The 26,178-nt window shown below is 70.9% G+C and carries 25 protein-coding genes; 13 read left to right on the top strand and 12 right to left on the bottom strand.

What is annotated here, in order from left to right:
• Positions 1–103: 103 nt before the first annotated feature.
• Complete coding sequence (locus ACIPJ2_RS04810; RefSeq protein ID WP_402727792.1) at positions 104–1,144, top strand: aldo/keto reductase; 1,041 nt, start codon at positions 104–106, stop codon at positions 1,142–1,144.
• A gap of 114 nt (positions 1,145–1,258) precedes the next feature.
• Here the strand turns inward: ACIPJ2_RS04810 and ACIPJ2_RS04805 are convergent, their stop codons facing one another.
• Positions 1,259–1,426, bottom strand: coding sequence for a hypothetical protein (locus ACIPJ2_RS04805; RefSeq protein ID WP_402727791.1), 168 nt, complete (start codon positions 1,424–1,426; stop codon positions 1,259–1,261).
• A gap of 255 nt (positions 1,427–1,681) precedes the next feature.
• Between ACIPJ2_RS04805 and ACIPJ2_RS04800 the strand changes: the two genes are divergently transcribed.
• Together ACIPJ2_RS04800 and soxR are read left to right on the top strand one after the other, a co-directional pair.
• Positions 1,682–2,584: a YdcF family protein gene (locus ACIPJ2_RS04800; RefSeq protein WP_402727790.1), complete on the top strand. Its 903-nt coding sequence runs from the start codon at positions 1,682–1,684 to the stop codon at positions 2,582–2,584.
• A 22-nt stretch (positions 2,585–2,606) separates the two neighbouring features.
• Entirely contained in the window at positions 2,607–3,092 is a 486-nt protein-coding gene (soxR, locus tag ACIPJ2_RS04795) for a redox-sensitive transcriptional activator SoxR (RefSeq protein WP_402727789.1), read from the top strand.
• Here soxR and ACIPJ2_RS04790 read toward each other — a convergent pair.
• Positions 3,081–3,518: a MarR family winged helix-turn-helix transcriptional regulator gene (locus ACIPJ2_RS04790; protein WP_281266553.1), complete on the bottom strand. Its 438-nt coding sequence runs from the start codon at positions 3,516–3,518 to the stop codon at positions 3,081–3,083. The genes soxR and ACIPJ2_RS04790 overlap by 12 nt on opposite strands.
• Positions 3,519–3,586: 68 nt before the next feature.
• On the opposite strand from ACIPJ2_RS04790, the gene ACIPJ2_RS04785 reads away from it, so the two are divergent.
• Positions 3,587–4,840, top strand: coding sequence for a multidrug effflux MFS transporter (locus ACIPJ2_RS04785; protein ID WP_402727788.1), 1,254 nt, complete (start codon positions 3,587–3,589; stop codon positions 4,838–4,840).
• A 61-nt stretch (positions 4,841–4,901) separates the two neighbouring features.
• Here ACIPJ2_RS04785 and ACIPJ2_RS04780 read toward each other — a convergent pair whose 3' ends face one another.
• Complete coding sequence (locus ACIPJ2_RS04780) at positions 4,902–5,660, bottom strand: phosphatase PAP2 family protein (RefSeq protein ID WP_402727787.1); 759 nt, start codon at positions 5,658–5,660, stop codon at positions 4,902–4,904.
• A 100-nt stretch (positions 5,661–5,760) separates the two neighbouring features.
• On the opposite strand from ACIPJ2_RS04780, the gene poxB reads away from it, so the two are divergent.
• Positions 5,761–7,485 carry a ubiquinone-dependent pyruvate dehydrogenase gene (gene poxB / locus ACIPJ2_RS04775; protein ID WP_402727786.1) on the top strand — a complete coding sequence of 575 codons (1,725 nt, stop codon included), beginning with the start codon at positions 5,761–5,763 and terminating at the stop codon, positions 7,483–7,485.
• A gap of 66 nt (positions 7,486–7,551) precedes the next feature.
• On the opposite strand, the gene ACIPJ2_RS04770 is transcribed toward poxB, so the two are convergent.
• Entirely contained in the window at positions 7,552–8,235 is a 684-nt protein-coding gene (locus tag ACIPJ2_RS04770; protein ID WP_402727785.1) for an SDR family NAD(P)-dependent oxidoreductase, read from the bottom strand.
• Between the two features lie 101 nt (positions 8,236–8,336).
• On the opposite strand from ACIPJ2_RS04770, the gene ACIPJ2_RS04765 reads away from it, so the two are divergent.
• Entirely contained in the window at positions 8,337–9,179 is an 843-nt protein-coding gene (locus ACIPJ2_RS04765; protein ID WP_402727784.1) for a helix-turn-helix transcriptional regulator, read from the top strand.
• 101 nt (positions 9,180–9,280) lie between these two features.
• Here the strand turns inward: ACIPJ2_RS04765 and ACIPJ2_RS04760 are convergent, their stop codons facing one another.
• The 7 genes from ACIPJ2_RS04760 to ACIPJ2_RS04730 form a co-directional block, all read right to left on the bottom strand.
• The gene (locus ACIPJ2_RS04760; protein ID WP_402727783.1) at positions 9,281–10,168 is read right to left on the bottom strand and encodes an SDR family oxidoreductase; all 888 of its coding nucleotides are present in this window, start codon (positions 10,166–10,168) and stop codon (positions 9,281–9,283) included.
• A 40-nt stretch (positions 10,169–10,208) separates the two neighbouring features.
• The gene (locus tag ACIPJ2_RS04755) at positions 10,209–10,793 is read right to left on the bottom strand and encodes a hypothetical protein (protein ID WP_402727782.1); all 585 of its coding nucleotides are present in this window, start codon (positions 10,791–10,793) and stop codon (positions 10,209–10,211) included.
• A gap of 206 nt (positions 10,794–10,999) precedes the next feature.
• Entirely contained in the window at positions 11,000–11,923 is a 924-nt protein-coding gene (locus tag ACIPJ2_RS04750) for an ROK family protein (protein ID WP_402727781.1), read from the bottom strand.
• Positions 11,920–13,617 carry a dipeptide ABC transporter ATP-binding protein gene (locus tag ACIPJ2_RS04745; protein ID WP_402727780.1) on the bottom strand — a complete coding sequence of 566 codons (1,698 nt, stop codon included), beginning with the start codon at positions 13,615–13,617 and terminating at the stop codon, positions 11,920–11,922. The genes ACIPJ2_RS04750 and ACIPJ2_RS04745 overlap by 4 nt, the downstream gene beginning before the upstream one ends.
• On the bottom strand, positions 13,614–14,510 hold the full coding sequence (locus tag ACIPJ2_RS04740) for an ABC transporter permease (protein ID WP_402727779.1): 897 nt from the start codon (positions 14,508–14,510) through the stop codon (positions 13,614–13,616). The genes ACIPJ2_RS04745 and ACIPJ2_RS04740 overlap by 4 nt, the downstream gene beginning before the upstream one ends.
• A 55-nt stretch (positions 14,511–14,565) precedes the next feature.
• Positions 14,566–15,525, bottom strand: coding sequence for an ABC transporter permease (locus tag ACIPJ2_RS04735; protein WP_402727778.1), 960 nt, complete (start codon positions 15,523–15,525; stop codon positions 14,566–14,568).
• A 96-nt stretch (positions 15,526–15,621) separates the two neighbouring features.
• Complete coding sequence (locus ACIPJ2_RS04730) at positions 15,622–17,418, bottom strand: peptide ABC transporter substrate-binding protein (protein WP_402727777.1); 1,797 nt, start codon at positions 17,416–17,418, stop codon at positions 15,622–15,624.
• A gap of 195 nt (positions 17,419–17,613) precedes the next feature.
• Between ACIPJ2_RS04730 and ACIPJ2_RS04725 the strand changes: the two genes are divergently transcribed.
• The 4 genes from ACIPJ2_RS04725 (at position 17,614) to ACIPJ2_RS04710 (ending at position 21,659) form a co-directional block, all read left to right on the top strand.
• The gene (locus ACIPJ2_RS04725; RefSeq protein WP_402727776.1) at positions 17,614–18,798 is read left to right on the top strand and encodes an ROK family protein; all 1,185 of its coding nucleotides are present in this window, start codon (positions 17,614–17,616) and stop codon (positions 18,796–18,798) included.
• A complete protein-coding gene (locus tag ACIPJ2_RS04720; RefSeq protein WP_402727775.1) occupies positions 18,791–20,329 on the top strand; it encodes a M81 family metallopeptidase in 1,539 nt (512 codons plus the stop codon). The genes ACIPJ2_RS04725 and ACIPJ2_RS04720 overlap by 8 nt, the downstream gene beginning before the upstream one ends.
• On the top strand, positions 20,326–21,060 hold the full coding sequence (locus ACIPJ2_RS04715) for a copper homeostasis protein CutC (protein WP_402727774.1): 735 nt from the start codon (positions 20,326–20,328) through the stop codon (positions 21,058–21,060). The genes ACIPJ2_RS04720 and ACIPJ2_RS04715 overlap by 4 nt, the downstream gene beginning before the upstream one ends.
• Before the next feature lie 98 nt (positions 21,061–21,158).
• A complete protein-coding gene (locus ACIPJ2_RS04710; protein WP_402727773.1) occupies positions 21,159–21,659 on the top strand; it encodes a hypothetical protein in 501 nt (166 codons plus the stop codon).
• Here the strand turns inward: ACIPJ2_RS04710 and ACIPJ2_RS04705 are convergent.
• Positions 21,643–23,052 (bottom strand): MFS transporter, encoded by a 1,410-nt coding sequence (locus tag ACIPJ2_RS04705; RefSeq protein WP_402727772.1) that lies wholly within the window; start codon positions 23,050–23,052, stop codon positions 21,643–21,645. The two genes, ACIPJ2_RS04710 and ACIPJ2_RS04705, sit on opposite strands and share 17 nt — an antisense overlap.
• Positions 23,053–23,153: 101 nt before the next feature.
• Here ACIPJ2_RS04705 and ACIPJ2_RS04700 point away from each other — a divergent pair, with 101 nt between their 5' ends.
• The 3 genes from ACIPJ2_RS04700 to ACIPJ2_RS04690 all read left to right on the top strand — a co-directional run bounded on the left by ACIPJ2_RS04700 (position 23,154) and on the right by ACIPJ2_RS04690 (position 26,036).
• Positions 23,154–24,014 carry a helix-turn-helix domain-containing protein gene (locus tag ACIPJ2_RS04700; protein WP_402727771.1) on the top strand — a complete coding sequence of 287 codons (861 nt, stop codon included), beginning with the start codon at positions 23,154–23,156 and terminating at the stop codon, positions 24,012–24,014.
• Between the two features lie 25 nt (positions 24,015–24,039).
• Entirely contained in the window at positions 24,040–24,483 is a 444-nt protein-coding gene (locus tag ACIPJ2_RS04695) for a MarR family winged helix-turn-helix transcriptional regulator (RefSeq protein ID WP_281266537.1), read from the top strand.
• A gap of 104 nt (positions 24,484–24,587) precedes the next feature.
• Positions 24,588–26,036, top strand: a complete 1,449-nt coding sequence (locus tag ACIPJ2_RS04690; RefSeq protein WP_402727770.1) for an MATE family efflux transporter — start codon at positions 24,588–24,590, stop codon at positions 26,034–26,036.
• Positions 26,037–26,178 lie beyond the last annotated feature (142 nt).

The raw sequence follows: 26,178 nt of genomic DNA, 5'->3' as shown, positions 1-26,178 counted from the left end.
GCGCGTGTCACGGAACGTCACGTGCGCGGGACCCGGAGGGGAGGCTCGTCACGGTTCGTCACCCGCGTCACGTCGGGACGTGGTCACCCATATCGTGTCGGCCATGGAGCAGCGGACCATGGGGCGGACGGGTGCGCCCGTCAGCGCGCTGACGCTCGGCACGCGGGCCATCGCGGGCGTCGCGGAGCGCGACGTGGACGACGCGGTGGACCTGGTGGTCGAGTCCCTCGGCCGTGGCGTCACCGCGATCGACGTGTCGGACGCACACGGATCGGGGCTCGCGGAGTCCGTCGTCGGTGCCGCGCTCGCCGGACGTCGCGACGACGTCTTCGTGTCGGTGCGGTTCGGCGACCCCGTCGACGATGACTCCGCGCACCGGGGATCCGGGCGCCGGTGGATGTTCCGCGCGGTCGAGCGGAGCCTCGAACGGCTCGGCACCGACGTCATCGACCTGTACCAGCCCGCGCGGCCCGACCCGACGACGTCCCTCGACGAGACCCTCGACGCGCTCGCCGACCTCGTCACGCAGGGCAAGATCCGCAGCTTCGGCATCCCCGGGTTCCCCGCAGAGGAACTCGTCGAGGCGCAGTGGCTCCGCTCCGGCGCGAAGAGTGCGACCGCGACGCACGTGCCCTACTCGATCCTGACCAGGACGGCGGAGCGCACCGTGTTCCCCGTCGCCAGGCGCTTCGGGCTCGGGGTGCTCGCGGGGGCGCCGCTCGCCGGCGGGTGGCTCGCCGGCGCCTACCGGGACGGCACCGTGCAACCCCGGTCGCCGCACGCCGTCGAACAGCCCGACGTGTACGACATCGGGTCGCCGCAGAACCGGCGGAAGCTCGCGGTCGCCGATCGGCTCGGGACCCTGGCGGACGAGGCCGGGTTGACGCTCCTCGAGCTGTCGATCGGGTTCGCGCTGACGCACCCGGACGTGGCGTCGGTGGTGGTCGGGCCGCGGACCGTGTCGCACGTGGACGCCTACGCGCAGGCGGCCGAGGTCGTGCTCGATGACGACGTGCTCGACGCGGTGGACGCCATCGTGCCGCCGGGGACGCACGTGCTCGAGCGGGACACGGGGTTCCCGCTGCCGGCACTCACGCGCGAGCGGCTCCGTGGCCGCGTGGTCTCGCGGTCGATTCGCGCGTAGGGGGTCGATTCGCGCGTAGGGGGTCGATCCGCGCGTAGGTGGCCACTTTTTCGGACCTCCTACGCGCGATTCGACTTCCCATCGCAGGCGTTGTGGGCAGGGACGCCCGCCGGGTCAGCGGTAGGCGACGGTCGACAGTGCGGCATGCGCCACCATGACCGGCAGTGCCACTGCGTGCGGCAGACGCGCTGCGGCACGCTCGAGTCCGCCGAGGAGCGCGTCGAGCGGCATCCCTGCAGCGGTGGCGGCGGCGGGTCGGGTGGTCGCGGTGACTGCGGTCATGGGGGTCTCCTCGTGGTGCGGGCTCCCTGGCGAGCCCGAATACACACAACATATTGGATACTGCATAGCCGGTCAAGTGTTATGCGAAATGGGTCCGAGCAACGAGGAGGACCTCGGTCACGAGCGTCGGTACCCTCGACCGCATGACCTCGTCGCCCTGCTCGGCCGCAGCGTGCTGACCATCGGAGCCGCTCCGGTCTTCGCCGCGCTGTTCCTCTTCCTGCGGCGTTCTTCGCGCTGGTCACGGTGGTGTCCGTGCTGAGCGCGGTCGTCCCGGGGTTCGGCGTGGCCGTGGGCCTGGCACTGCTGTTGATCCCGGTGGCGGTGGTGGCGCTGGGCATCGCACTGATCGCGAACGGCGTGCAGATGCTGCGCGCCGAGGGGCACAGCCTCGGCAACCTGCTCTCGCTCATCGCCGGCGTGCTGGTCTTCGTGCTCCCTGCGGTCGCGATCACACTGTTCGTGCTGTCGACCGGACCCCGGACGACGAGTTGGAACGTCGTCGGCGTGGCGGTCGCCGTCCTCATGGTCTTCGTCTGCGGCTACTTCGCGGTGGCCTTCGTCGCGTTCGCGGTCTACTCGATCGTGTACGGACGGATACGTCACCGGATGGAACCGGCCGCCGTCGTCGTGCTCGGGTCGGGGCTCATCCACGGCGAGGTCCCTCCACTCCTCCGCAGCCGTCTCGACCGGAGCCTTGCCCTGTACCTCGCGGAACGAGCAGCGGGGAGGCGCCCGGCGCTGATCCCGTCCGGCGGGCAGGGAGCGGACGAACCGCGTCCGGAAGGGACGGCGATGGCCGAGTACCTGGTCGCGAACGGAGCCGATCCCGCTGACGTCCTGCCCGAGACCGATTCGCGGAGCACCCTCGAGAACCTGCGGTTCTCCCGGGACGTGCAGACCGGAGCTGGCCGCGACGGACCGATCGTCATCGTGACGAACAACTACCACGTCCTCCGCGCCGCGGTGCTCGCGCGGCAGCTCGACCTCCCCGCACAGGTGGTGGGGTCTCCGACCGCCACCTACTACGTCCCGAGCGCTTTCCTCAGGGAGTTCGTCGCCGTCATCGTCGAGCACCGGTGGTTGAACCTCATCGCCTGCGCACCGTTCGTCCTCTTCACCGCCTTCCTGCTCTGGGAGTCGTTCCAACAGCGCTGACCGCACCCGTAGGATCTCGACCATGGTCGAGATCGCGCATCCAAAGCCCACCGACCTGCTGACGATCGGCGAGGTCGTCGCGCGCACCGGGGTCGCGGCGTCCGCGCTGCACTTCTACGAACGCAAGGGCCTGATCCACCCGGAGCGGACCGACGGCGGGACCCGGCTGTACCCGCGACACGTGGAACGACGGATCGCGATCATCCAGGTGGCGAAACGGCTCGGCATCCCGCTGCGCGAGGTCGCCGAGCAGTTCGCGACCCTGCCGGAGGACCGGATGCCGTCGCTCCGGGACTGGAACCGGCTGAACGAACGGTGGCGTGCACGACTCCGGGCCCGCCAGCTGGAGCTCGAACGCCTGCAGCAGGAGATGACGCAGTGCATCGGGTGCGGCTGCGTCTCGCTGAACGCCTGCCTGGTGATGAACCCGGGCGACGCGCTCGCTGCCGAGGGCCACGGCGCCCGTCGGCTCCTGCCGATCGAGGACGAGGAGCCGTCAGCCCCGTAGCCCGCCGTCGAGCCGGGTGAGCAGGGCGAGGGCATCCCGCACGCCCTCGTCGTCGCCATCGAGGGCGTTCCGCAGCTTGGCGGCCCAGTGGCCGCGCAGGATCGCGATGTTCTCCGCCGCCCGCTCGGTCGGGAACAGCTGGACCAGACGTGCGTCGGCCGGGTCAGCGCGACGATCGACCATGCCCTTCGCGACGAGGGATCGCAGGGCCGCGCTGAGGTTGCTCCGGTGGAGTGCGGTCGCCTCGGCGGTCGCGCTCGGTGAGGTACCCGGGTGCATGTCGACCCAGCGCATCACGAGCGCCTCGGTCCCGGTGAGCGGCACGATGTCGAGCGCCGGCGTGCCGTGCGGGTCGATCTCGCGGGAGATCCGGAGCACAGCCTCGGCCAGCTCCGCGAGCACGTCGTCGGTCACCGGTCGTCCCATGGGGAGCACTGTAGCGCCGACCGCCCAGGGTTATACATTCACAACCATTGGGTTATGATTTCATAATCATGACGACGGACACCGGATCCATCCGCGCGCACGACGCGACACCCACGACGGCAGCGGCCGCGCCCCGACAGCAGGGCATCACCACGGCGCTGCTGCTCGTGCTCGGACTGCTCAGCGCGGTGGCCCCGTTCGCCACCGACCTGTACCTGCCTGCCTTCCCCGAGATGACGGTCGAGCTGCAGACCTCCGCCACGACCGTCCAGCTCACCCTCACGGCCTTCCTGGTCGGGGTCACCGCGGGCCAGCTCGTCTTCGGGCCGCTCTCCGACCGGTTCGGCCGGGTGCCGCCGCTGATCGCCGGGGCGGTGCTCTGCGTGCTCGCCAGTGCGGCAGCCGTGCTCGCGCCGAACGTCGGCGCGCTCATCGTCGCCCGACTCCTGCAGGGCCTCGGCGGTGCGGCCGGCATGGTGATCGGCCGTGCGGTCATCTCCGACCTGGCCACCGGCAAGCCCGCGGCGAAGGCGTTCTCGCTCATGATGATCGTCGGCGGCGTCGCCCCGGTCGTCGCGCCCCTGCTCGGTGGGCTGCTCACCGGGCCGATCGGATGGCGCGGGCTGCTCACCGTCGTGCTCGGCCTGTCGGTCGTCATGCTCGTGGCGGTGCTCGTCGTGATCCGCGAGACCCACCTCCGCTCGCACCGTGCTGCGCTGCGTGCGGCACGGACGTCGTCTGGTTCGCCTGTCCGGGCACTGCGCTCGCGGACGTTCCTCGGCTACACCGCGGTGTTCGGCTTCGCGTTCGCGGTGATGATGGCGTACATCTCGGCGTCACCGTTCCTGTACCAGGACATGATCGGCTTCGGCACGGTCGGCTACGGCATCGCGTTCGGCATCAACGCGTTCGCACTGATGGGCGTCAGCATCCTGTCCGCCAAGCTCACCGAGACGCGTTCGGTCGTCGGCGTGCTGTCGCTCGGCATCGTGCTGGTGCTCGCCTCGACGGTGGCGTTCGCGGTGCTGGTCGTCACGTCCGCGCCGGTGGTCTTCCTCGCCGTGCCGCTCTTCACCGCGGTCGGCAGCCTCGGGCTCGTGCTCGGGAACGCGACGGCCCTGGCGCTCGGTGCGGTCCCGTCAGCGGCCGGGAGTGCGTCCGCGGTGCTCGGCGCGCTGCAGTTCGGGCTCGCCGCGCTGGTGTCCCCGCTCGTGAGCGTCGGCGGCTCGACCACCGCGGTACCCCTCGCGATCGTGATGCTCGCCGCCGCGGTCGTTGCGGTGCTCGCGCTGCTCGTCGCACGCGGGCGGCGCGCGGCCTGACGCTGGGCCGAGACTCGGCCTGAGCGACAGTGCTCGCGCTCCCGGGCGCGAGAGGCGTCGCTCAGCGCGAGACTCGGCCTCCGCCCGCGCCCGCACCCGTCGCGCCGCCGACAGCAGGGCGCGCGGGGCGCAGGTACGGGATGCGCGGCATCAGCCAGTCCACCCACACCAGGCGTGCCGCCGGCGCCACGGCGAGCGCCCACGCGACCGAGGCCAGCGCGTCCGTCGGGTAGTGCACGGCGTCGATCGTCACCGAGAACCACACGACGACGACCGCGATCGTCCCGAGCACCACCGCGAGCCGGTGCCACCTGGTGTCCCGCAGCACCCAGCACAGCGCGATCGTGAACGCCACCATGAACACCGTGTGCCCGCTCGGGTACCCGGGGTCCGGCTGCACGGGGAACGGGTGCGGGAGCACGTCGACCGACGGCCGCGCGCGGTGCACGATCTCCTTCGCCAGGTCCGACGGGATCCAGGTGATCGCGACGACCCCCGCGAACGCCGCCGCCGGCCGGATGTTCCGCTGGAGCGCCCAGATCAGCCCGGTGACGATCGCGGTCACGACGATCGCGGGGCCGGGGCTGATCGCGTGGTAGACCCCGTCCGTGATCGCGCCGAGGAACCCGACGTGCAACGAGTTGAGCGCGCGGGCGATCCCGATGTCGACGGTGCCGAGGAAGAACCCGATGACGGTGATGACGACCACGGCGCCGACGGCGATCGCGAGGGTCGTCAGCGGGTACGGGGACCGCACGAGGATGCCGTTCGCGTCGGGCTCCCGGCGTCGTGGGCGGAGCGGCGGCGCATCGTCGATCATCCGTCCATCGTGACATCCCTCGTTGCCGAGCAGCCACCAACACCATCAGAAAGCGTTCAGCGCACGGAAAGGCGGAGGCTGGGAGGACTACACAGGAGGCATGCCAACCGTTGCCGAGAACATCGTCGCCACCCTCCGCAAGAACGACGTCGAGCGGGTCTACGGCCTCCCCGGCGACTCCCTCAACGGGTTCACCGACGCGCTCCGCAAGGACGGCTCCATCCGGTGGGAGCACGTCCGGCACGAGGAGGCGGCCGCGTTCGCCGCGAGCGCCGAAGCCGCACTCACGGGGAACATCGCCGTGTGTGCCGGCAGCTGCGGCCCCGGCAACCTGCACCTCGTCAACGGCCTGTACGACGCGAACCGGTCCCGCGTGCCCGTCCTCGCGATCGCCGCACACATCCCGACCGCCGAGATCGGCTCCGGCTACTTCCAGGAGACGCACCCGCAGGAACTCTTCCGCGAGTGCTCCGTCTACGTCGAGTACGTCGCCGACCCGACGCAGATGCCCCGTCTGCTCGAGATCGCGATGCGCGAGGCGATCGAGAAGCGCGGCGTGGCCGTCCTCGTCATCCCGGGCGATGTGCTCCTCGCCGAGGCGGTCGGCACGCGCGAGACCCGCATCGAGGCCACCACGCCGCGGATCATCCCGAGCGAGGCGGAGCTCCAGCGCACCGCCGAGCTCCTCAACGGCGCCGACAAGGTCACGATCCTGGCCGGCGCGGGCGTCGCCGGTGCCCACGACGAGGTCGTCGCCCTCGCCGAGCGCCTGCAGGCACCGATCGTGCACGCGCTCCGCGGCAAGGAGCACATCGAGTACGACAACCCCTACGACGTCGGGATGACCGGACTGCTCGGCTTCGCGTCCGGGTACCGCGCGATGGAGGACGCCGACGTCGTGCTGATGCTCGGCACCGACTTCCCGTACCAGCAGTTCTTCCCCGCCAAGGCGAAGCACGTGCAGGTCGACGTCCGCGGATCGCAGCTCGGCCGCCGGCACCCCGTCGACATCGGGCTCGTGGGGACGGTCAAGGACACGGCGCTCGCACTCATCCCGATGCTCGACGGCTCGAAGCCGACGAAGCACCTGCAGGACGCGCTGAAGCACTACCGCAAGACCCGCGAGCGACTCGACGACCTCGCGGTCCCGGCCGGGAAGAACAAGCCCCTGCACCCGCAGTACGTCGCGAGGGTGCTCGACCAGCTCGCGGCCGACGATGCCGTGTTCATCCCCGACGTCGGGTCCCCCGTCGTGTGGGCGTCGCGCTACCTCACGATGAACGGCGGTCGCCGGCTGATCGGCTCGTTCGTGCACGGCACGATGGCGAACGCCGTCCCGCAGGCGATCGGCGCGCAGGCGGCGTTCCCCGACCGGCAGGTGATCGCGCTCGCGGGCGACGGCGGCCTGGCGATGCTCCTCGGCGAGCTCATCACGATCGTGCAGAACAAGCTGCCGGTGAAGGTCGTCGTGTTCGACAACTCGTCGCTGAACTTCGTCGAGCTCGAGATGAAGGCCGCCGGGTTCGTCACGTACGGCACCGAGCTGCAGAACCCGGACTTCGCGGCGGTCGCAGAAGCGGTCGGCATCAAGGGCTTCCGCGTGGACACGTCCGACGAGTTCGAGGACGCGATGGCAGCAGCACTCGCCCACGACGGTCCGGCGCTGGTCAGCGTGAAGGTGGACCGGCAGGAGCTGTCGATGCCGCCGGCGGTGACGATGGAGCAGGCGAAGGGCTTCACGCTCTACGCGATCCGGACCGTCATGTCGGGTCGCGGAGACGAGTTGCTGGACCTGGCCTCCACGAACTTCCGACAGCTGCTCTAGTCGCGACCACAGGGCGGACGGGAGGCTCGGTGCCAGCTGGCACCGAGCCTCCCGTCCGCCATCGGGTCACCAACCGAGCGGGCGGCCGTCCTCCAGCAGGACGCCGGTCGGGCCCTCCGGGCCCGCGCTGGCGGCTGCCACCACCGTGGCGGCGCTGACCTCGACGGGTCGACCGTGCGGGTTCGGCATCCCGCCGAGTTCCGTCGCGGTGTAGCCGGGCTCGAGCGCGACGAAGTGCACCTCAGGTGCCATCCGGGCGTACTGGACGGTGAGCATCGTCACGGCGGACTTGCTCGCGCCGTAGACCGCTGCCTGCACGGTCGACGCGGCGCTCTCGGGGTCGTGCACCGCGGTGAACGAGCCGAGGGCGCTCGAGATGTTCACCACGAGCGGGTTGGCCGAGCGGCGGAGGATCGGGAGCGCTGCCTCGGTGGTGCGGACGATGCCGACGGCGTTCGTGTCGAACACCCGGAGTGCATCGGGACCGTTCAACCCCCACATCGCGATGCCGGCGTTGTTCACCAGCACGTCGAGCCCGCCGTCGGCGTCGACCTGCGCGAACGCCGCGGCGACCGAGGCGTCGTCGGTCACGTCGAGCTGGACGGACCGGGCGCCGATCTCGGCGGCGACGGCCTCCCCCTGCTCGGCGTTCCTGGCGCCGATCCAGACGGTGTGTCCGGCTTCGACGAGCTGGCGGGCGGTTTCCTTGCCGAGGCCACGGGTGGCTCCGGTCACGAGTGTCGTTGTCATGCCCCCAGCGTCGGTCGGCGCGTCCTTCCGAGGGAGTCGTCCGGTTGTCGTAGGACTGCCAGGACCAGGACTCGCGGGCGCGTCACGCGCAGACTGGTGGCGTGGACGAGACCGACTTCGGGAGCACGCTCCGACGATTGCGGGACCACGTCGCGCCCGATGCGGTCGGCGTGACCGTGGGACCGCGGCGTCGTGCGGTGGGGCTCCGGCGCGAGGAGCTCGCCGGCCTCGCCGGGATCTCCGCCGACTACCTGACCCGACTCGAGCAGGGGCGTGCGACCTCCCCGTCCGCGCAGGTCGTCGAGGCGCTGGTCCGCGCGCTGCGGGTGGCCGACGCCGACCGGGAGTTGCTCTACCGCCTCGCCGGGCACGCCGCGCCCGGAGCGGACGTCGTCCCGACCCGGATCCCGCCGAGCGTGCAACGGCTGCTCGACCGGCTCGCCGACACCCCGGTCGCGGTCCTCGACGCCGCGGGCAACCTGCTCGTCGCGAACGCCCCGCACGACGCGTTGATGGGGTCGATCTCGGCGTACACCGGGCACGAGCGGAACACCACGTGGCGGCACCTCGTCGGACCGGGCAGCCGCGCGGTGCACACCGATGCCGAACAGGCGGCGTTCGAGGAGTCGCTCGTGGCCGGGCTCCGGATGACGGTGGCTCGGTACCCGCTCGACCGGCAGCTGCAGCAGCTCGTGCGGGACCTGCGGGCGGCGAGCCCGCGGTTCGTGGAGCTGTGGGCGTCGGTGTCGGGGACCCCGGCCGCGCAGGGACGGCGGAAGGTGATCGAGCACCCGCTCGTCGGCCGGATCACGCTCGACTGCGATGCGCTCGTCGTCGCTCCAGAGGACCTCTGCATCCTGGCGTACACGGCCGAACCGGGGACGGTCGACGCCGAGCGGCTCGCGCTGGCCGTCGTGCTCGGGACGCAGTCGCTCGTCGAGTGACGCGGGGGAATCCCGTCGTCAGCGCTTGCACCCCGAGGCAAACATCGCACCCCGCCGTGACGGGGCGCGATGTTCGTGACGGGGTGCGAGGTGCTCGCGGGTCAGAACGCGGGCGTGCCCCCTGCGATCGTGATCGTGGAACCCGACTGGTAGCTCGACTCCGGGCTGACGAGGTGCACGTAGGCGGCACCGAGCTCCGCGGGCTGCCCCGGGCGGCCGAACGGCGAGTCCTCGCCGAAGTGCGACACGGTCTCGGCGTCGTCCGATCCGGGCTGCAGCGGCGTCCACACCGGTCCCGGTGCGACGGAGTTCACGCGGATGCCCTTCGGCGCGAGCTGCTGCGCGACGGCCTCGGTGAAGAGCTTGATCGCGCCCTTCGACACCGCGTAGTCGATCTTGTCGGCCGACGGCGTCGATGCCTGGATCGACCCGGTCGTGACGATCGTCGACCCCGGCTCGAGGTGCGGCACAGCGGCCTTGGTCAGCCAGAACAGCGAGTAGATGTTCGTCTTGAACGTCGAGTCGAACATCGACGTGTCGAGCGTCAGGATGTCGTCGTTGCTGTCCATGCGGCCGGCGACCATCACGAGGGTGTCGAGGCCGCCGAACTCGTCGACGCCCTTCTGGACGAGGTCGATGCAGTACTGCTCGTCGGCGATGTCGCCGGGGAAGAGCACGGCACGACGTCCCTCGCCCTCGAGCAGGTCGCGGACCTCCTCGGCGTCCTCCTGCTCGTCGGGGAGGTACGACAGCACGAGGTCGGCGCCCTCACGCGAGAGCGCGATCGCCGCGGCACGGCCGATCCCGGAGTCCGCGCCGGTGACGATGCCGCGGTACCCGGTCAGGCGTTCCCGCCCGACGTAGCTCTCCTCGCCGTGGTCGGGCTTCGGGTCCATCTTCCACGCGGCACCGGGCAGGGACTGTTCCTGCTTCGGGTACGGCGGTGCGGGGTAGAGGGTGTTCGGGTCGCGCTTGTCGTACTGGCTCATGAGTCCAGCGTGCTCATCCCGGCCCGGACGGCCACTCAGGTCAGCGCTTCGCCTCGGCCCGCTGCTGGATCACGACCATGACGAGGAACAGGATGCCGACGGCGAGGAGGATCGACGCGGTGACGAACCCGCCACCGCCGATCAGCGACGTGACGAGCGCCGCGGCGCCGATCGCGGTGAACATGCCGCCGAGCAGCCACCCGGCCTTGACGCTGACGAACCAGCGCGGTCGGCCGGCAGCGTCGGCCTCGCGCTGCTGCCGGTCCTGGTCCTCGCGCCAGGCGCTGCCGGGACCGCGCTTCCGGAGCACGAGGGCCCAGAAGACGACCGCCCCCACGCCGAAGACGAGGAAGAACGCGGTCAGCCCCGCGGCCGCGCCGGTCTTCCCCTCCGCCCAGAACGGGATCGTGATAGCGAGCCCCACGACCGCCAGCCCGACGACCAACCACGGTGCGATGCTGCGCGCGTACGACTGGTTCGCGCGCCCGACGGCCCGGTCCGCCCGCATGAAGCGACGTTCTCGGTCGCTCCGCTCGGACTCGGGCTTGTGCATGATGCGGCCTTCGACGGCGATGAGCACGACGGACACGAGCAGCACGGCTCCGACGACGATCCACACGACCATGGCGAGAACCTACTCCCGAGGTCTCCTCACGCCACTGGAGGCCTGGGGTACGTCGGAGGGGCGGCGCGGCCCGTTCATTTCGCACCTCCGCACGAACATCGCGCCCCGCGGTGACGGGGCGCGGCGTTCGCAGGCGGGCGCAATCCAGTGGACAACGAAAGACGACCACGGACGACCATGGACGACGACGCCTGGCGGCCCGGTCCCTACGCGAGCTCCGCATCGCGGACGAGCGCCCGCACCTGCGCCGCCGCGCCGAGGGCGACGGCGTCGGACCCGAGCGTGGACTGCTCCACGCGGATGGCCGCCCCGGACACCGGGGGCTCGGCAGCGATCGCGGCGGAGATCGTCGGCGCGAGCAGGTCCCACGATCGTGCGACCCCGCCCCCGATGACGACCGTCGTCACGTCGAGGATGCCCGCCGTCAGCAGGATCCCCCTGGCGATCCCCCACCCGGCGTCGTCGAACACCGCGCGGGCATCGACGTCGCCGGCGCGGGCAGCGTCCGCGATGGCGTGCACGGGCAGGCCCCGCCCGGTCCGGGCTTCGTAGCGCGATGCCATCCCGCGCGCCGCCGCGATCGTCTCGAGGTGTCCGTGCTGGCCGCACGTGCAGAGCTCGTCGCCGAACCCCGGCACGTGCCCGATCTCGCCAGCGGCACCCCGCGGGCCGCCGAACAGGGACCCGTCGAGCACGAGGGCGCCGCCGACCCCGGTCCCGAGGGTCATCCCGAGCACGTCGCGCTCCCCCACGACGGCACCGGCCGCGATCTCGCCGAGCAGGAACGCGTTCACGTCGTTGTCGAGCGTCGCGGGGACACCGAGCGCCGCAGACACCGCGTTGGTCACGCCGTAACCGGCCCAGCCGGTGAACGAGTTCCCGGTCACGAGCACGGTCCCCGTGGCCGGGTCCACGACACCGGCAGCGCCGACGCCGACACCCGCAAGGGAGGCTCGGTGCCGGTCGAGCAGGTCCGTCACCGCGCCGAGCGCCGCCGCCACGATCGCCGCCCCACCCGCGTGCGCGGGCGTCGGCAGGTCGACGCGGTCGATCACCTCGAGGGACGGCGTCGCGATGAGCACCTTGGTGTTCGTCCCACCGACGTCGACGCCGGCGAAGACCGCGCTCACGACTCCACCGCCGCGAGGGTCGCGAGCCGCTCGGTCCGACGCTGCCGTTGCAGCACCGGGTCCGGGACCGGGACCGCCGCGAGCAGCCGACGCGTGTAGTCCGTCGTCGGGTGCAGGAGCGTGGTGCCCGTCGTGCCCTGCTCCTCGATCACGCCGCGGCGCATCACGACGACGCGCTCGGCGAAGTGCTGCACGACGGCGAGGTCGTGCGACACGAACAGACACGCGAACCCGAGCTCGCCCTGCAGTTCGGTCAGGACCTCGAGCACTGCCTCCTGCACGCTGACGTCCAGCGCGGATGTCGGTTCGTCGGCGACGAGCAGCCGCGGGTCGAGCACGAGCGCACGGGCAAGGCTGACTCGCTGCCGCTGACCACCCGAGAGTTCCCGCGGGGCACGGTTCGCCAGGGCACGGGGCAGCCGGACGGCGTCGAGCACCTCGTCGACGCGCTTCCGCCGCTCCCCGGTCGACATCCCGCGACGGTGCACCGCGAGCGGTTCCGCGATGCATTCCCCGACGGACATGCGGGCGTCGAGCGAGGCGACGGGGTCCTGCAGGACGACGCCGATCCCCGACCGCAGCGCACGCCGGTCCCGCCCACGCGTGCGCCGGAGGTCCTCGCCGAACAGGTGCACGGCACCAGCGGTCGGCTTGATGAGGCCGAGCGCGACCCGCGCTGCCGTCGACTTCCCGGAGCCGGACTCGCCGACCAGGCCGACGGTCTCACCCGCGTGCACCGCGATGTCGATGCCGCTCAGGGCATGGACCGCCCGCGCCCCGCGCCCGAACGTCACCGAGACGTCCCGCAGGTCGACCACCGGAGCCGAACCGAGCCTCCCGTCCGTGTCCTCGACCACCTGGACGACCGGGGCCGCTGCTCGGTCCCGGGCCGCGACCGACTCAGGCGTGTCGAGCCGCGGCACAGCGGCGAGCAGCCGCTTCGTGTACTCGTGCTGCGGGCGGAGCAGGACGTCCTCGACCGGGCCCGTCTCGACGATCTCGCCCTGCAGCATCACGGCCACGCGGTCCGCGAAGTCCGCGACGACGCCCATGTTGTGCGTGACGAGGAGCACACCGGTACCGCTGTCCACCGCGAGCGCTCGGAGCAGCTCGAGGATCTCGGCCTGCACGGTGACGTCCAGCGCCGTGGTGGGCTCGTCGGCGATGAGGAGCGCCGGGCTGTTCGCGATCGCCATCGCGATGACGACACGCTGCCGCTGCCCGCCGGAGAGCTGGAACGGGAAGGCACGGGCCCGCGTGGACGGGTCGGGGATGCCGACCTTGCCGAGGAGCTCGACGGCCTCGGACCGTGCGGCAGCGGCGGGGACGGAGCGGTGGTTCCTGATGACCTCGGCGATCTGCTCCCCCACGCGGGTCAGCGGGTCGAGGGCGGTCGCCGGCTCCTGGAAGACCATCGACACGGTCTTCCCACGGAGCCCACGGAGCGCCGGCTCGGTGGCACCGATCACCTCGTGCCCGGCGACGACCGCGCTACCCGACGCCGTCGCGTTGCCGGAGAGGAGCCCCATCGCGGCGAGCGCGACGGTGGACTTGCCCGAGCCGGACTCCCCGACGAGCGCCAGGGTCTCCCCGGGCGCGACCGACAGGGAGACCCCGCGGACGGCGTCGACCGTGCCCGACTCGGTGCTGAACGAGACCCCGAGGTCGGTGGTCTGCAGAATGGTGTCGGTCATCCCCGGCCCCTCACGTCGAAAGCGTCCCGGAGCCCGTCGCCCACGGCGTTGAACGCGCAGACGACCAGGATCACGGCGAGACCCGGCGGCACGATCAGCCACCACCGTCCCGAGTACGCGGCGGTGAGTCCCGCTGAGAGCATCCCACCCCAGTCCGTCGCCGGCGCCTGGACCCCGAGGCCGAGGTACGAGACGTACGCGACGAGGAGGATCGCGTCGGCGACCTGGAACGTGGCGGCGACGACGATCGTGGACACCGAGTTCGGCAGCAGGTGCTTCCCGATGGCGCGGGCGTGCGAGCCGCCGATGGCGCGGAGGGTGAGGACGTAGTCGCGGTTCTTCAGCGTGAGCGTCTCGGCGCGGATCAGGCGGGAGGGGACCAGCCACGACACCAGGCCGAGGATCACGATGAGCCCGCCGACCCCCGGCGTGGTGATCGCGGAGATGACGAGCAGGATGAACAGTGCGGGGATCGCGATGCCCGCGTCGACGATGCGCATCATCACCGCGTCCACCCAGCCGCCGACGTACCCGGCGACCGAGCCCCACAGCGTGCCGACGACCGTGGCGAGGATGCCGGCCGCGATGCCGACCATGAGCGACACCTTGCCGCCGTACATCAGGCGGCCGAGGACGTCGTGCCCGACGGCGTCCGTGCCGAGCCAGTGTGCGGCGCTCGGGCCGAGGTTGGCCTGTGACAGCTGCGTGTGGGTCTGGTCGGTCGGGTACAGGAACGGGCCGACGAAGCAGAACAGCACGATGACGACGATCACGGCGAGGCCGATCACGGCGAGGGTGTTGTGCGAGAACCGGCGCGCGGCCAGCTTCCACCCAGTGGACGCGACGGAGACGGTTCCACCCGGGGCTTCCGGGGCGATCTGGACGGTGGTCATGCGCGGTCCGCCTTCACAGTGCGGTAGCGGTACGTATCGATGAGGGACGGGTCGGTCATGCGCGGTCCGCCTTCACACGAGGATCGATCAAAGACTGGGCGACGTCCGCGAGCAGCGTGCCGATCACCGTCGCGACCGAGATGACGAGGACGCAGCCGAGGAGCGTCGGGTAGTCCGAGGACTGCGCCGCGTTCCAGAACAGCAGCCCCATGCCCGGGTAGTTGAACAGCTGCTCGGTGACGAGCGCGCCGCCGAACAGCACCGGCAGGTAGTACCCGAGCATCGCGACGACCGGCGTCAGCGAGTTCCGGAACACGTGCCGCCGCAGGATCGTCATCGTCGACGATCCGCCGGCGCGGGCGGTGCGCACGTAGTCCTCCTGCAGGTTCTCGAGCGTCGATGCCCGCATGTACCGGCTGAACACCGCGATCATCGCGAGCGCCCCGGTCAGCACCGGCAACACGAGCCCGGCCGGGTCCTGGAAGACCTCGGCGAGGGTGTTGCCGCTGGGCGCCTGCGACGGCAGCCACGGCAGCTGCTGGCTGAACACCACGATCAGGACGAGTCCGAGGAAGAACGCGGGCGTCGAGTAGAAGACGAACGCGAGTGCCGTGACCGTGTAGTCCACCGCGCCGTTGCGGCGGGCGGCCTGCCACATGCCGATCGGGATCGCGACGACGAGGCCGAGGACCGCGGAGAGCCCGGTCAGCACCAGGGTCTTCGGCAGGCGCTCCTGGATGAGCTGGGAAACCGGCTCGTTGAGCGTGTACGAGGTGCCGAGGTCGCCGGTGAGCAGCCGCCCGAGGAACCGGAGGTACTGCACGGGCAGCGGCTGGTCGAGCCCCTGCGCCTGGTTGAAGGCGGCGATCTGGACGGGTGTCGCGGAGACGCCGAGCACGCCTCTCGCGGGGCCGCCGGGCAGCGCGTGCAGCAGGCAGAACACGACGATCGTGACGATGAGGATCACCGCGAGCGCCTGGAGCACCCGCCGGGTGAGGTAGAGGACTGTGGTCATGCGGCTTCCGTTGGTCGGTTGGTACGTGAGCCGGACGGGAGGCGCGGTGCGGGTCGGACCTGCACCGCGCCTCCCGTCCGTGGTCGCGTCAGCGACCTACTTGCTCCACTTCCACTGGGCCGGGTGGAAGTTCGCCAGGGAGTCCTGGTCGAACCCGGTCAGGCCCTGCTTGACGACCGAGATCTGGTAGTCCGGGCTCGGCAGCCAGATCACCGGCAGGTCCTTCGCGACCGCCGCGCTGTACTCCTGCACCGCGCTGGAGTCGGTCGAGGTGGTCGTCGCGTTGATGAGGTCGTCGACCTGCTTGTTCGAGTAGCTGCCGAAGTTCGCCGAGCCGCCCGTGGAGAACAGCGCCTCACCGGTCGGGTAGGCCGGGAAGTACCAGCTGCCGGCGGTGCCGAAGAACGACAGGTCCCAGTCGCAGCTGGCTTCGTCCGAGGTGCACGTCGGGGTCTGCGACAGGACGCTCGACACCGGGGCCGTCTTGATGGTGAAGCCGATGCCGGTCTTCGCGAGCGAGGACTGGATCGCGCTCATCATGTTGTCGGTCACGGACGAGCCGGACTGGGACAGCACCTGCATGGTGAACTTCGTGCCCGCCGCGACGCCCTCGCCGCACTGGCTGGCGCCGGAACCCGCGTCGGTGCAGACCATCGTGCCGCCCTGCTCGGTCCAGCCGTGGCTCGTGAGCAGGGCCTTGGCCTTGGACGTGCTGAACGGGTACGGGTTGTCCTGCTGCGTGCTCGACACGTAGTCGGACTCCTGCGCCTGCGGTACGGGGCCGTAGGTCGGGGTCGCGGTGCCGTTGAAGACCACCTTCGACAGGCTCTTCTGGTCGATCGACATCTGCACGGCCTGGCGCGCGTAGTCCTGCTTGAAGACGGCGCCCATCTTCGGGTTGTTGAAGTTGTACGGCATGTACGTGATCGCCCAGCCGGTCCACGGCTCCACGTCGTAGCCCTTCGACGTGAAGGAGTCCTTCTGGTCGAGGTCGGTCGCCTGGATGTAGCCGTAGTCGACCTCGCCGGAGCGGACCGCGTTCGCCTCGGCGTCGGCGGTGGTGAACGGCAGCAGGTTGACCGTCTTGATCTGAGCCTTCTGGCCGCCGTCGTACTTGCTGTTGGCGACCAGCTGGACCTTGCCCGCGGTGGTGAACGACTTCACGCCGTACGGGCCGGAGATCGTCTTCCAGAGCGGGTCGGAGTCGTAGTCGGCGATCTTGCCCGCGGCGGTGTTGATGGTCTTCCAGACCGCCTTCGCACCATCGGTCGTGCGGTCGGCGTCCGACACCGAGGCCGAGGCGCTCGTCTTGTCCCACGCGTGCTGCGGCAGCGGGACGACGAGGCTCAGCTGGTTGGCGAGCATCCAGTCGGAGTTGTACGCCTTGTCGAACGTGATCGTGAAGTGCGTGTCGTCGTCGGCGGTGAACGAGGTCCAGTTGTCCGGGACCTTGCCCTCGGAGTAGGACCCCCACTGGGCCTTGTTCGCCTTGATCAGGTTGTACCAGAACTCGACGTCGCGGCTCGTGATCGGCTTGCCGTCCGACCAGTGCCGGTCGCCCAGCGTGACCGTGACGCTCTTGCCGTCGCTCGCGAAGTCCGCGGCCGTCGCGACCGAGCCCTTCTTGTTCCAGGCGATCTTGCCGGTGGAGCCGTCGTACGCGATGAGGGGCTCGTACAGCGACTGGGCGATCGAGCCGTTGTTCGTGTTGAGGTGCGCTGCGGTGCCGATCGGCAGGATCCAGTTCGGCGTGAAGTTCGCCGGCAGCGCGTAGTTGATCTCGTCCGAGTTGGTGTTCGTGGCAGCGGTGCCGCCTCCGGAACAGCCGGCGAGCAGCGCGCTCACCGCGATCGCCGCCCCGGTGAGGAGGGCCCAGCGACGGGGCTTGGTCATGCGGATCTCCTAGTGCGTGGGATTCGGGAGTGGAGCGTGGGGACAGTCAACGACCAAAGCCGTTGGAAAAACAAACATTTGTTTGTAAATACTTCGTTTCTGCGGTTCGGTCGAAAGGGTCGACCTTGCTGTCTGCCCGTTAGAGTCGGCGATGCGTCGTTGTTGCCAGGTGTTCCCGTTGTATTGGAGAAAGTCGTGCCGGACCTCAGCTCCCGAGTGCTGGAGCTCGTCGCATCCGGTCAGGCGACCAGCCGGACCGAGATCGCCGGGCTGCTCGCCGCCGCTCCCTCGACCGTGTCGCACGTCGTGTCGCAGCTCCTGTCACACGGGTTGCTCGCCGAGGAGGGCACCGATGCCTCGACCGGCGGTCGTCCCCGCAAGGTGCTCCGGATCGGTGGGGTGGACGAGTATTCGGTCGCCGCCGATGTCGGCGGCGGTCATGCGCGGGTCGGCATCGTGCTGCCAGGAGGCTCGCTCGAGTCGGTCGCGAACGTCCCGTTCGCGCTCTCCGACGGCCCCACCGCCGGGCTCCAGCGACTGGCGTCGCTGCTGGAGGAGCTGATCGAGTCGCGCGGAGCCGCTGGGCTCCGCGGCGTCGGGCTGAGCCTCCCCGGTCCGGTCGACGTCGAGGCCGGTGTCGTCGACCTGCCGAGCCGGATGCCCGGGTGGAACGGGTTCCCCGTCGCGTCGTGGCTCACCGAGCGGTTCGGGGTGCCGGCGGCGGTCGACAACGACGCGAACTGCATGGCCGCCGGTGAGCAGATCGTGCAACCCGCATCGCGGCGACAGGCGATCACGATCAAGGCCGGCTCGGCGATCGGTGCCGGGATCGTCATCGACGGCCGGCTCTACCGGGGCGCCACCGGCTCCGCAGGGGACATCACGCACGTGCGGATCGACGCGGCCGGGGACACCCCGTGCTCGTGCGGCAACACCGGGTGCCTCGAGACCGTGGCGTCCGGCGCGGCGCTCGTCCGGATCCTCAGCGCCGCAGGGGTGCCGGTCACCTCGACGGCCGACGTCGTGCGACTCGCATCCGACGCCGACCCCGAGGCGACCCGTGCCGTGCGGCTCGCCGGTCGGTACCTCGGCGAGGTGCTCGCCGCCAACGTGAACTTCTTCAACCCGGATGCGGTGTACCTCGGCGGCATCCTGTCCACCCTCGACCCGTTCGTCGCGGCTGTGCGCAGCCAGCTCTACGAGAGCTGCCACCCCCTCATGACGCAGCACCTCGTCATCGAGCGCGCCTCGCTCGGCGCGGACGCGGGTCTCGTCGGTGCCGGACAGTTCGCCCTGCAGCGCGGTCTCGCCGCGTCACTGCAGGACCTGTCGACGCCGATCCCCCAGTCGACCACCAGGAACAGGAGCGTCCGTGTCTGACACGACCAGCACCACGACCGCCGGCAACCGTCCCGTCATCGCCATCGCCGGGCTCGCCATCGAGACGTCGACGTTCACGCCGACGCGGACCCTCGCGCCGGCGTTCCACCCGGATCGCGGGGACGAGGTCGTGGCGCGGTACCCGTTCCTCGCCTCGTTGGACGCCGACTTCCGTGGGGCGCTCATCGGGCACGCGCTGCCGGGCGGCATCGTCGACCGTGCGTCCTACGAGGAACTCGCGTCCGAGATCGTGGCGCGCCTGACCGCGATCGTGGCGTCGACGTCCGTCGACGGGCTCTGGTACGACATCCACGGGGCGATGGTCGTCGAGGGGCTGGACGACGCCGAGGCCGACCTGCTCGGACGCATCCGCGCGGTGATCGGCCCCGACGTGGTCGTCTCGGCATCGATGGACCTGCACGGCAACGTCACCGCGGAGCTCGCGCACCAGGTCGACCTCGTCACCTGCTACCGGATGGCTCCGCACGAGGACGCCATGGAGACGAAGGAGCGCGCCGTCCGGAACCTCGTCGACGTGCTCACCACCCGCCCCGTCGGTGCCCGTCGTCCGGTGAAGGCGTGGATCCCGATCCCCGTGCTCCTCCCCGGCGAGCAGACCTCGACGCGCATCGAGCCCGCGGCGTCGCTCTACGCGCAAGTGCCGGAGGTCGAGGCGACCGACGGTGTCCTCGACGCCGCGATCTGGGTCGGGTACGCCTGGGCCGACCAACCCCGAGACCGTGCCGTCACCGTCGTCACCGGGTGGTCGAGGGACGCGGTCGCCGCGGGCGCCGAACGGCTGGCGCAGGCCTTCTGGGACGTCCGCGAGGACTTCGTGTTCGTCGCGCCGACGGGCTCCTTCGACGAGTGCATCGCCGCTGCACTGGCTCCCGGCGCCGCACGGCCGTACTTCATCTCGGACTCCGGCGACAACCCGACCGCGGGCGGTTCCGGCGACATGACGTGGGGGCTGACCCAGGTGCTCGCGCATCCCGCGTTCACCGACCCGTCCGGCCCGGTGGTCATCTACGCGAGCGTTCCCGGCGCCGATGCCGTCGCCACCGCCGTCGACGCAGGTGTCGGTGCGACCGTCACCGTGACCGCCGGCGCAACCGTCGACGCTGTGCACGCGGGCCCGATCACGATCACCGGCCGGGTGCACGCGATCAAGCACGGCGACCGCGACGCCGAGATCGAGGTCGTGCTGCAGGTCGGCAGCGTCTTCGCGATCCTGACGAAGACCAGGAAGCCGTACCACCACGAGCACGACTTCACCGACCTCGACCTCGACCCGCGCAGCGCCGACGTCGTCATCGTGAAGATCGGCTACCTCGAACCAGAGCTCTTCGACATGTCCGCCGACTGGATGCTCGCGCTCACCCCGGGGGGCGTCGACCAGGACCTCGAGCGGCTCGGGCACCACAGGATCGAGCGGCCGATGTTCCCCTACGATCGAGTGTTCCCGTCGGAGCCCGACCTGACCGCGCGGATCATCCCCTCGTCGAACGAACCCCTCGGAGCCGTGCTGTGACCGTTGCCCTCGAGATCGCCGTCACCTCGCCGGCCGGTGCCGCGACCGCCCGCGACGGCGGTGCCGACCGTGTCGAGCTCTGCGTCGGGCTGGAGCTCGGCGGGCTCACCCCGTCGCAGGCGCTCGTCGAGGCCGTGCACGAGACCGGCATCCCGGCGCACGCGCTCATCCGCAGCCGGCCGGGCGGGTTCGTGTTCGACGCTGCCGAGATCGACCTCATGGAACGGGAACTCCGGGCCGTGCTGCGCTCCGGCGCCGCCGGTGTCGTGGTCGGGGCGCTGCGTCCGGACCACTCGCTCGACGTGGACGTCCTCCGGCGCTTCGTGGCGACCGCGAAGGAGGTCCGCGACACGGCAGAGGTCACCCTGCACCGCGCGATCGACCACGCCGCCGATCCCGTCGCAGCTGTCGCGCTCCTCGCCGACATCGGGTTCACCCGCGTGCTGACGTCCGGCGGCAAGCCCACCGCGGTCGCCGGTGCCACGACGATCGCCCGCATGGTCGACGCGGCCGGGCCCGTGCAGGTCATGGCGGGCGCAGGGGTCACTCCCGCTGACGTCCCGGCCCTCCTCGCGACGGGGGCCGCAGCCGTGCACCTCTCCGCGAAGCGCGCAGCCGCGGGGAGCGCCCATGACGGCGTCCCGATGGGCGGCTCCGACGACGGTTCCGCGCACTTCGTGACCGACGCCGACGTCGTGCGGGCCGCTCGCGCCGCGGTCGACGCGGCCTAGCGCCGCGCCGCCCGACAGCGCCGCGGGAGCGACAGTTCCCGCCCGGAGTTCACCGGCAGACTGTCGCCCTCGCGATCCGATCCCGGCACGATGGACCCATGGGGAACGGGCAATCGGCGACCGGGGCAACGATCGGTGCCGTGCTGCTCGTCGCGGCGCTCGGCGGGTGCGCGGCGTTCCCCACGACCTGCCCGGCGATCGGCTGGACGAACGCCGTCGAGGTGCGCGTCCCCGACGGGACCTCCGTCCACGAAGTCGCCTTCTGCCGCGGTGCCGACTGCACGCCAGGGCAGCCGCCGCGATCGGCGCCGGTCCCGACGGGGAACGCGACGCCAGCAGCTCCGGGCCCACTGACCGCGAAACCGGAGCCGACGGACACCGTCACCCTGGACCCGACGCCGTGGCGCACGACCGACCACGACGGCGAGGTCTGGACCGTCTCGACGGACATGGACACACCCGAGCGCGGCCGGGTGGCACTCCGCGACGACACCGGCGCGACGATCGTCGAACGTGCCGTCGACCTGACGTGGACCCGCCACGGCGGCTCTGCACAGTGCGGCGGTCCGAGCACCGCCACGGTCACCGTCCGGCAGTGACCTGCGGCCGTCGGACGGCAACCCTCGGTCGCCCGAGGAACGCCCCGATCGCGACCGCGGCCGCCGCGCAGAGGCCGGCGTTGACCCAGATCGCGCTCGTCACCCCGTGTAGCACCGCCGCGGTGGACAAGGGAGCGGCACTCCCCACGACCACTGCCGTCACGACGGCGCTCATGACGGGCGTCCCCATCGTGATCCCGATCTGCTGGCTCATCGTCGTCAACCCCGTCGCGAGCCCCTGCTCGCGTTCCGGGAGCCCGGACGTCGCGGTGACCATGAACCCCACGATCACGACCAGGTTCGCCACACCGCCGACGAAGGTTGCGACGAGGACGAGCGCGATCGACTCCGGCGCCCCCGAGACCAGCACGAGCGGCAGCGTGGCGACTGCCTGCACGGCGAACCCACCGACGACGGCGACCCGGCTGCCGAACCGGCCGACGACCCTCGGGCCCAGCACGCCGCCGAGCACCGTTCCGACACCGAGTACGGCGAACGACAGGCCAGCGGCCAGCGGTGAGTACCCGAGCACCCGCTGCAGGTACAGCGTCAGGAGGAACACGAGCGACGTCTCGGTGACGAAGGCGAGCACCCCGGCGACGTTGCCCCAGGCGATCTCGGCGCGTCCGAGGATGCCGAGTGGCACGAGGGGGAACCGCGACCGTCGCTCCACTGCGACGAACACGACGAGCAACGCGCCCGCGACGGCGAATGATCCGAGCGTCAGCACATCGGTCCAGCCGTCCTCGGCGGCGTTCGTCAGCCCGAACACCAGGGCGAGCAGTGCGGCCGTGACCGTGATCGCGCCGGGGACGTCGAGCCGGGACCGCTCGGCACCACGGCTCTCCCGCAACACCAGCGGTCCGAGCACGAGGACGACCGCTGCGACCGGCACGTTCAGGAAGAACGCCCACCGCCAGGACAGGACGTCGGTGAGCAGTCCCCCGAGGATCGCACCGGTCGTGAAGCCGGCCGCCATCAGCGAGCCGTTCAGCCCGAGTGCGCGCTCCCGTTCCCGGCCTTCGGGGAACGTGCTGAGCAGGAGCGCCAGGGCGGCGGGGACCACCATAGCGGTCGCCAGACCCTGCAGGACCCGAGCCGCGAGGAGGACGGCGGGGACCGTCGCGAGTCCGCCGGCGAGCGATCCGACCCCGAGCAGGACCATCCCGACGAGGAACACGCGACGACGACCGACGACGTCGGCGACCCGTCCCATCAACAGGGTGAAGCCGGCCGAGCACAGCGCGAACGCCGTCACGATCCACTGCAGGTCCTCGATGCCGAAGCCGACGTCGGCGCCGATCGCCGGGAGTGCGACGGTCAGGATGGAGAAGTCCACGGCGAGGGTGAAGCTCGCGGTGAGCAGGAGGATCAGGGCGATGCGGGGTCTCATGTCCGCCAGCCTCCTGTGACGGCGCTCGGTCACCCACACCCGGTCGTGCCTGTCACCGCCAGGGACAGGCACCCCGCGCACCAATCGGACAGACTGTCTCCGTGACCGGATCGAACGAACTGGGCGAGTTCCTGCGGACCCGTCGAGCTGGCCTGCAACCAGACGACGTCGGGGTGCAGGGCTACGGGCTCCGTCGTGTGCCCGGGCTCCGTCGTGAGGAACTCGCGATGCTCGCGGGGGTCAGCCCCACGTACTACTCCCGGCTCGAACAGGGGCTCAGCGCGAACGCCTCGCTCTCGGTGATCACGTCGATCGCTCGTGCCCTCCGGCTCAGCGACGACGAGCAGGCGCACCTCGTGAACCTCGCTCGACACACCCCGGCGACCCTCCGTCCGCCTCGCCCGGAGCCGGACCACATCCGCCCGGGCACACTCCGACTCCTCCGTTCGCTGACCACGACCCCGGCGATCGTGATCGGGAAGCGCAGCGAGGTCCTGGGGTGGAACGAGCTCGGGCACCGGCTCGTCGCCGGGCACCTCGACGTCGACAGCCCCGCGGATCCGCTCGACCGGCCCACCATGACGCGGATGCTGTTCCTCGACGCGCACACCAGGGAGCTCTACGTCGACTGGGGCGGCGAAGCGTCGCGAGCGGTCTCGTCCCTCCGCGTCCTCGGCGGCAAGAACCCCGACGACCCCGAGCTCGCCGCACTCGTCGGCGAGCTCACCGTGAAGAGCACCGAGTTCAGCGAGATGTGGGCGGACCACCGCGTCGAGAACTGCGTCTCCGGTGTCAAGCGGTTCCGGCACCCGGACCTCGGTGAGTTCGAGCTCGCATTCGAGGTGCTGACCCCGCCGGACGACTCCGGGCACCGGGTCATCATGTACTCGGCCACGGACGACGGCCCCACGGCCGAATCCCTCGCGTTGCTCGGCCGGATCAATTCGAGAGTTGACAGTTAGAACTCAAACACTTAGAGTTCTGAGCATGACACAACGCGCACCACACTTCGACACCCCGCTCCAGCTCATGCGCTGGATCGGGTGGGCCCAGCGCAAGGCCGCAGAAGAGTGGGTACGCGAGCGCGAGCTCACCCACGAACAGAGCTTCGTGCTCGGCTACCTGCAGCAGAACCCCGGGGCCATCCAGCGTGACATCGCCGAGATGACCCGGACCAGCGCCGCGAGTGTCTCGAGTCTCCTGCAGGGCCTCGAGAAGCGCGGGCTGATCGAACGACGAGCAGAGGCCGGCAACGCCCGGACGAAGCTCGTGTACGCCACACCGACCGGCATCGACCTGATCGCCGGGTTCGAGGACGCGATGCTCGCACTCGACGACACCCTGCTCGCACCGCTCACCCCGGACGAGCGCGCCACCCTCCGCACCCTGCTGCTGAAGGTCACCGCAGAGCTCGACGAGCCCACCCGGTAGACCACGCCCGCCAGGGCGCTCCCACTTCCACTCACACCACGCCGTGCCGGCGTCCGTCGGCGCGCGCTCGACCCTGCCCGGAACCGGGAGGGAAGGAGCACACCATGAGCACCGAAACCGCACCCGCGACCGCCGTGGAACGGACCGCAGCGGAGAAGAACCGCTGGTACCTCTCCGCCGCCCCCATCGCCCGCGCCCTCGTCCACCTCTGCGTGCCGATGGCCGCCGCGATGGTCGTCAGCGCCCTCTACAACGTCATCAACGCGGGCTTCATCGGCTCGCAGCACGACACCTCGCTCCTCGCCGCGATCACCTTCGGCACCCCGCTCCTCGGCCTGATCATGGCGATCGGCGGCGTGTTCGGCGTCGGCGGCAGCTCGCTGATGTCCCGCCTGCTCGGGGCGTCCGAGAACGACCCCGCGAAGGCCGGCGAGATCAAGCACGTCGCGTCCTTCGCCGTGTGGGGCTCGGTCATCACGGGCATCGTCCTCGGCGGCATCGGACTGCTCCTCCTGCAGCCCCTCGTCGGCGTGCTCGGCGCGGACGCGGCAGCCGTGCCCGCCACGAGCGCCTACGTCGCCGTCATGCTCGCGTTCGTCCCCGTGCTCGCCGCCGCGTTCTGCCTCGAGCAGATGGTCCGGGCAGAAGGTGCGGCGCGCCAGGCCATGATCGGCCTCATCCTGTCGACGATCGGGAACCTCGTCTTCGACGTGCTGTTCATCCTGGTCCTGCACTGGGGCGTCGCCGGCGCCGCACTCGCGGTCGGTCTCGCCAACGCCGTCAGCATCGTGTACTGGGTGATGTGGCTCGGCAAGCACAGCGAGAACGTCTCCCTGTCGCTCCGCTGGTTCACGCTCCGCCCCGCCGTCCTGGGGCCGGTGTTCGGCATCGGTGTCAGCGAGCTGCTGCAGGCCGGGTTCCTCATCGTGACGACCCTCGTCCTCAACAACCTCGCCGCGCAGTACGGCGACGACCCACTCGCCGCGATGGGTGTCGCGGTCCGCATCGCACAGGTGCCGGAGTTCCTGGTGATGGGCGTCACGATCGGTGTCCTGCCGCTCCTCGCGTACGCCTACGGCAAGGGCGACCGGGCCCGCCTGAACTCGGCACTCAAGGCATCGGCACTCACCGTCGGCGCGATCGTGCTGATCTTCTCGGGCACGGTGTTCGTCTTCCGCGAGCAGGTCTTCACGATCTTCTCCTCCGACCACTCCGTCCTGGCGATCGGGCTGACGATCCTGGTCGCCCAGCTCGTCGCCACGATCGTGAACGGCTTCACCGGCCTGTTCACCTCGTTGTTCCAGGCAGCAGGCCTCGCCACCCCGGCGATCGCGATGTCGATGGCGCAGGGCATCCTGTTTATCCCGATCGTCCTGCTCGGCAACCTGTGGTTCGGCCTCGCCGGCATCATCTGGGCGCTGACGATCACGGAGATCCTGGTGTTCCTCGCGGGCATCGTCATCTGGCTGGCTTCGCGCGGTCGGATCGACCGCGGCCTCGCCGAGGGCAGCGCAGAGCGGGCGGAAGCCGTCCTGGAAGAAGCGGCCGCCTGATCACGTGCCCCGGGGCGGACGGGAGGTGGGCCCCACCAGCCGGTACCGGCACGACGCGCCAGCGGCGTGACGGCCGTGCCTGGAGGGACGGTGCCAGCTGGCACCGAGCCTCCCGTCCTGCGATCCCACGTAGGGTCGGAGC

The organism is Curtobacterium sp. NPDC090217 (assembly GCF_044746705.1).
In the GTDB taxonomy this organism is placed as follows: Bacteria; Actinomycetota; Actinomycetes; order Actinomycetales; family Microbacteriaceae; genus Curtobacterium.
This window is presented reverse-complemented; position numbering and strand designations above follow the sequence as displayed.

Excerpts from the sequence above, each read along its gene's own strand:
- ACIPJ2_RS04810 (WP_402727792.1), top strand. The coding sequence starts at position 104 with ATGGAGCAGCGGACCATGGGGCGGACGGGTGCGCCCGTCAGCGCGCTG.
- ACIPJ2_RS04805 (WP_402727791.1), bottom strand. The coding sequence starts at position 1,426 with ATGACCGCAGTCACCGCGACCACCCGACCCGCCGCCGCCACCGCTGCA.
- soxR (WP_402727789.1), top strand. The coding sequence starts at position 2,607 with ATGGTCGAGATCGCGCATCCAAAGCCCACCGACCTGCTGACGATCGGC.
- ACIPJ2_RS04790 (WP_281266553.1), bottom strand. The coding sequence starts at position 3,518 with ATGGGACGACCGGTGACCGACGACGTGCTCGCGGAGCTGGCCGAGGCT.
- ACIPJ2_RS04785 (WP_402727788.1), top strand. The coding sequence starts at position 3,587 with ATGACGACGGACACCGGATCCATCCGCGCGCACGACGCGACACCCACG.
- ACIPJ2_RS04780 (WP_402727787.1), bottom strand. The coding sequence starts at position 5,660 with ATGATCGACGATGCGCCGCCGCTCCGCCCACGACGCCGGGAGCCCGAC.
- poxB (WP_402727786.1), top strand. The coding sequence starts at position 5,761 with ATGCCAACCGTTGCCGAGAACATCGTCGCCACCCTCCGCAAGAACGAC.
- ACIPJ2_RS04770 (WP_402727785.1), bottom strand. The coding sequence starts at position 8,235 with ATGACAACGACACTCGTGACCGGAGCCACCCGTGGCCTCGGCAAGGAA.
- ACIPJ2_RS04760 (WP_402727783.1), bottom strand. The coding sequence starts at position 10,168 with ATGAGCCAGTACGACAAGCGCGACCCGAACACCCTCTACCCCGCACCG.
- ACIPJ2_RS04755 (WP_402727782.1), bottom strand. The coding sequence starts at position 10,793 with ATGGTCGTGTGGATCGTCGTCGGAGCCGTGCTGCTCGTGTCCGTCGTG.
- ACIPJ2_RS04745 (WP_402727780.1), bottom strand. The coding sequence starts at position 13,617 with ATGACCGACACCATTCTGCAGACCACCGACCTCGGGGTCTCGTTCAGC.
- ACIPJ2_RS04740 (WP_402727779.1), bottom strand. The coding sequence starts at position 14,510 with ATGACCACCGTCCAGATCGCCCCGGAAGCCCCGGGTGGAACCGTCTCC.
- ACIPJ2_RS04735 (WP_402727778.1), bottom strand. The coding sequence starts at position 15,525 with ATGACCACAGTCCTCTACCTCACCCGGCGGGTGCTCCAGGCGCTCGCG.
- ACIPJ2_RS04730 (WP_402727777.1), bottom strand. The coding sequence starts at position 17,418 with ATGACCAAGCCCCGTCGCTGGGCCCTCCTCACCGGGGCGGCGATCGCG.
- ACIPJ2_RS04710 (WP_402727773.1), top strand. The coding sequence starts at position 21,159 with ATGGGGAACGGGCAATCGGCGACCGGGGCAACGATCGGTGCCGTGCTG.
- ACIPJ2_RS04705 (WP_402727772.1), bottom strand. The coding sequence starts at position 23,052 with ATGAGACCCCGCATCGCCCTGATCCTCCTGCTCACCGCGAGCTTCACC.
- ACIPJ2_RS04695 (WP_281266537.1), top strand. The coding sequence starts at position 24,040 with ATGACACAACGCGCACCACACTTCGACACCCCGCTCCAGCTCATGCGC.
- ACIPJ2_RS04690 (WP_402727770.1), top strand. The coding sequence starts at position 24,588 with ATGAGCACCGAAACCGCACCCGCGACCGCCGTGGAACGGACCGCAGCG.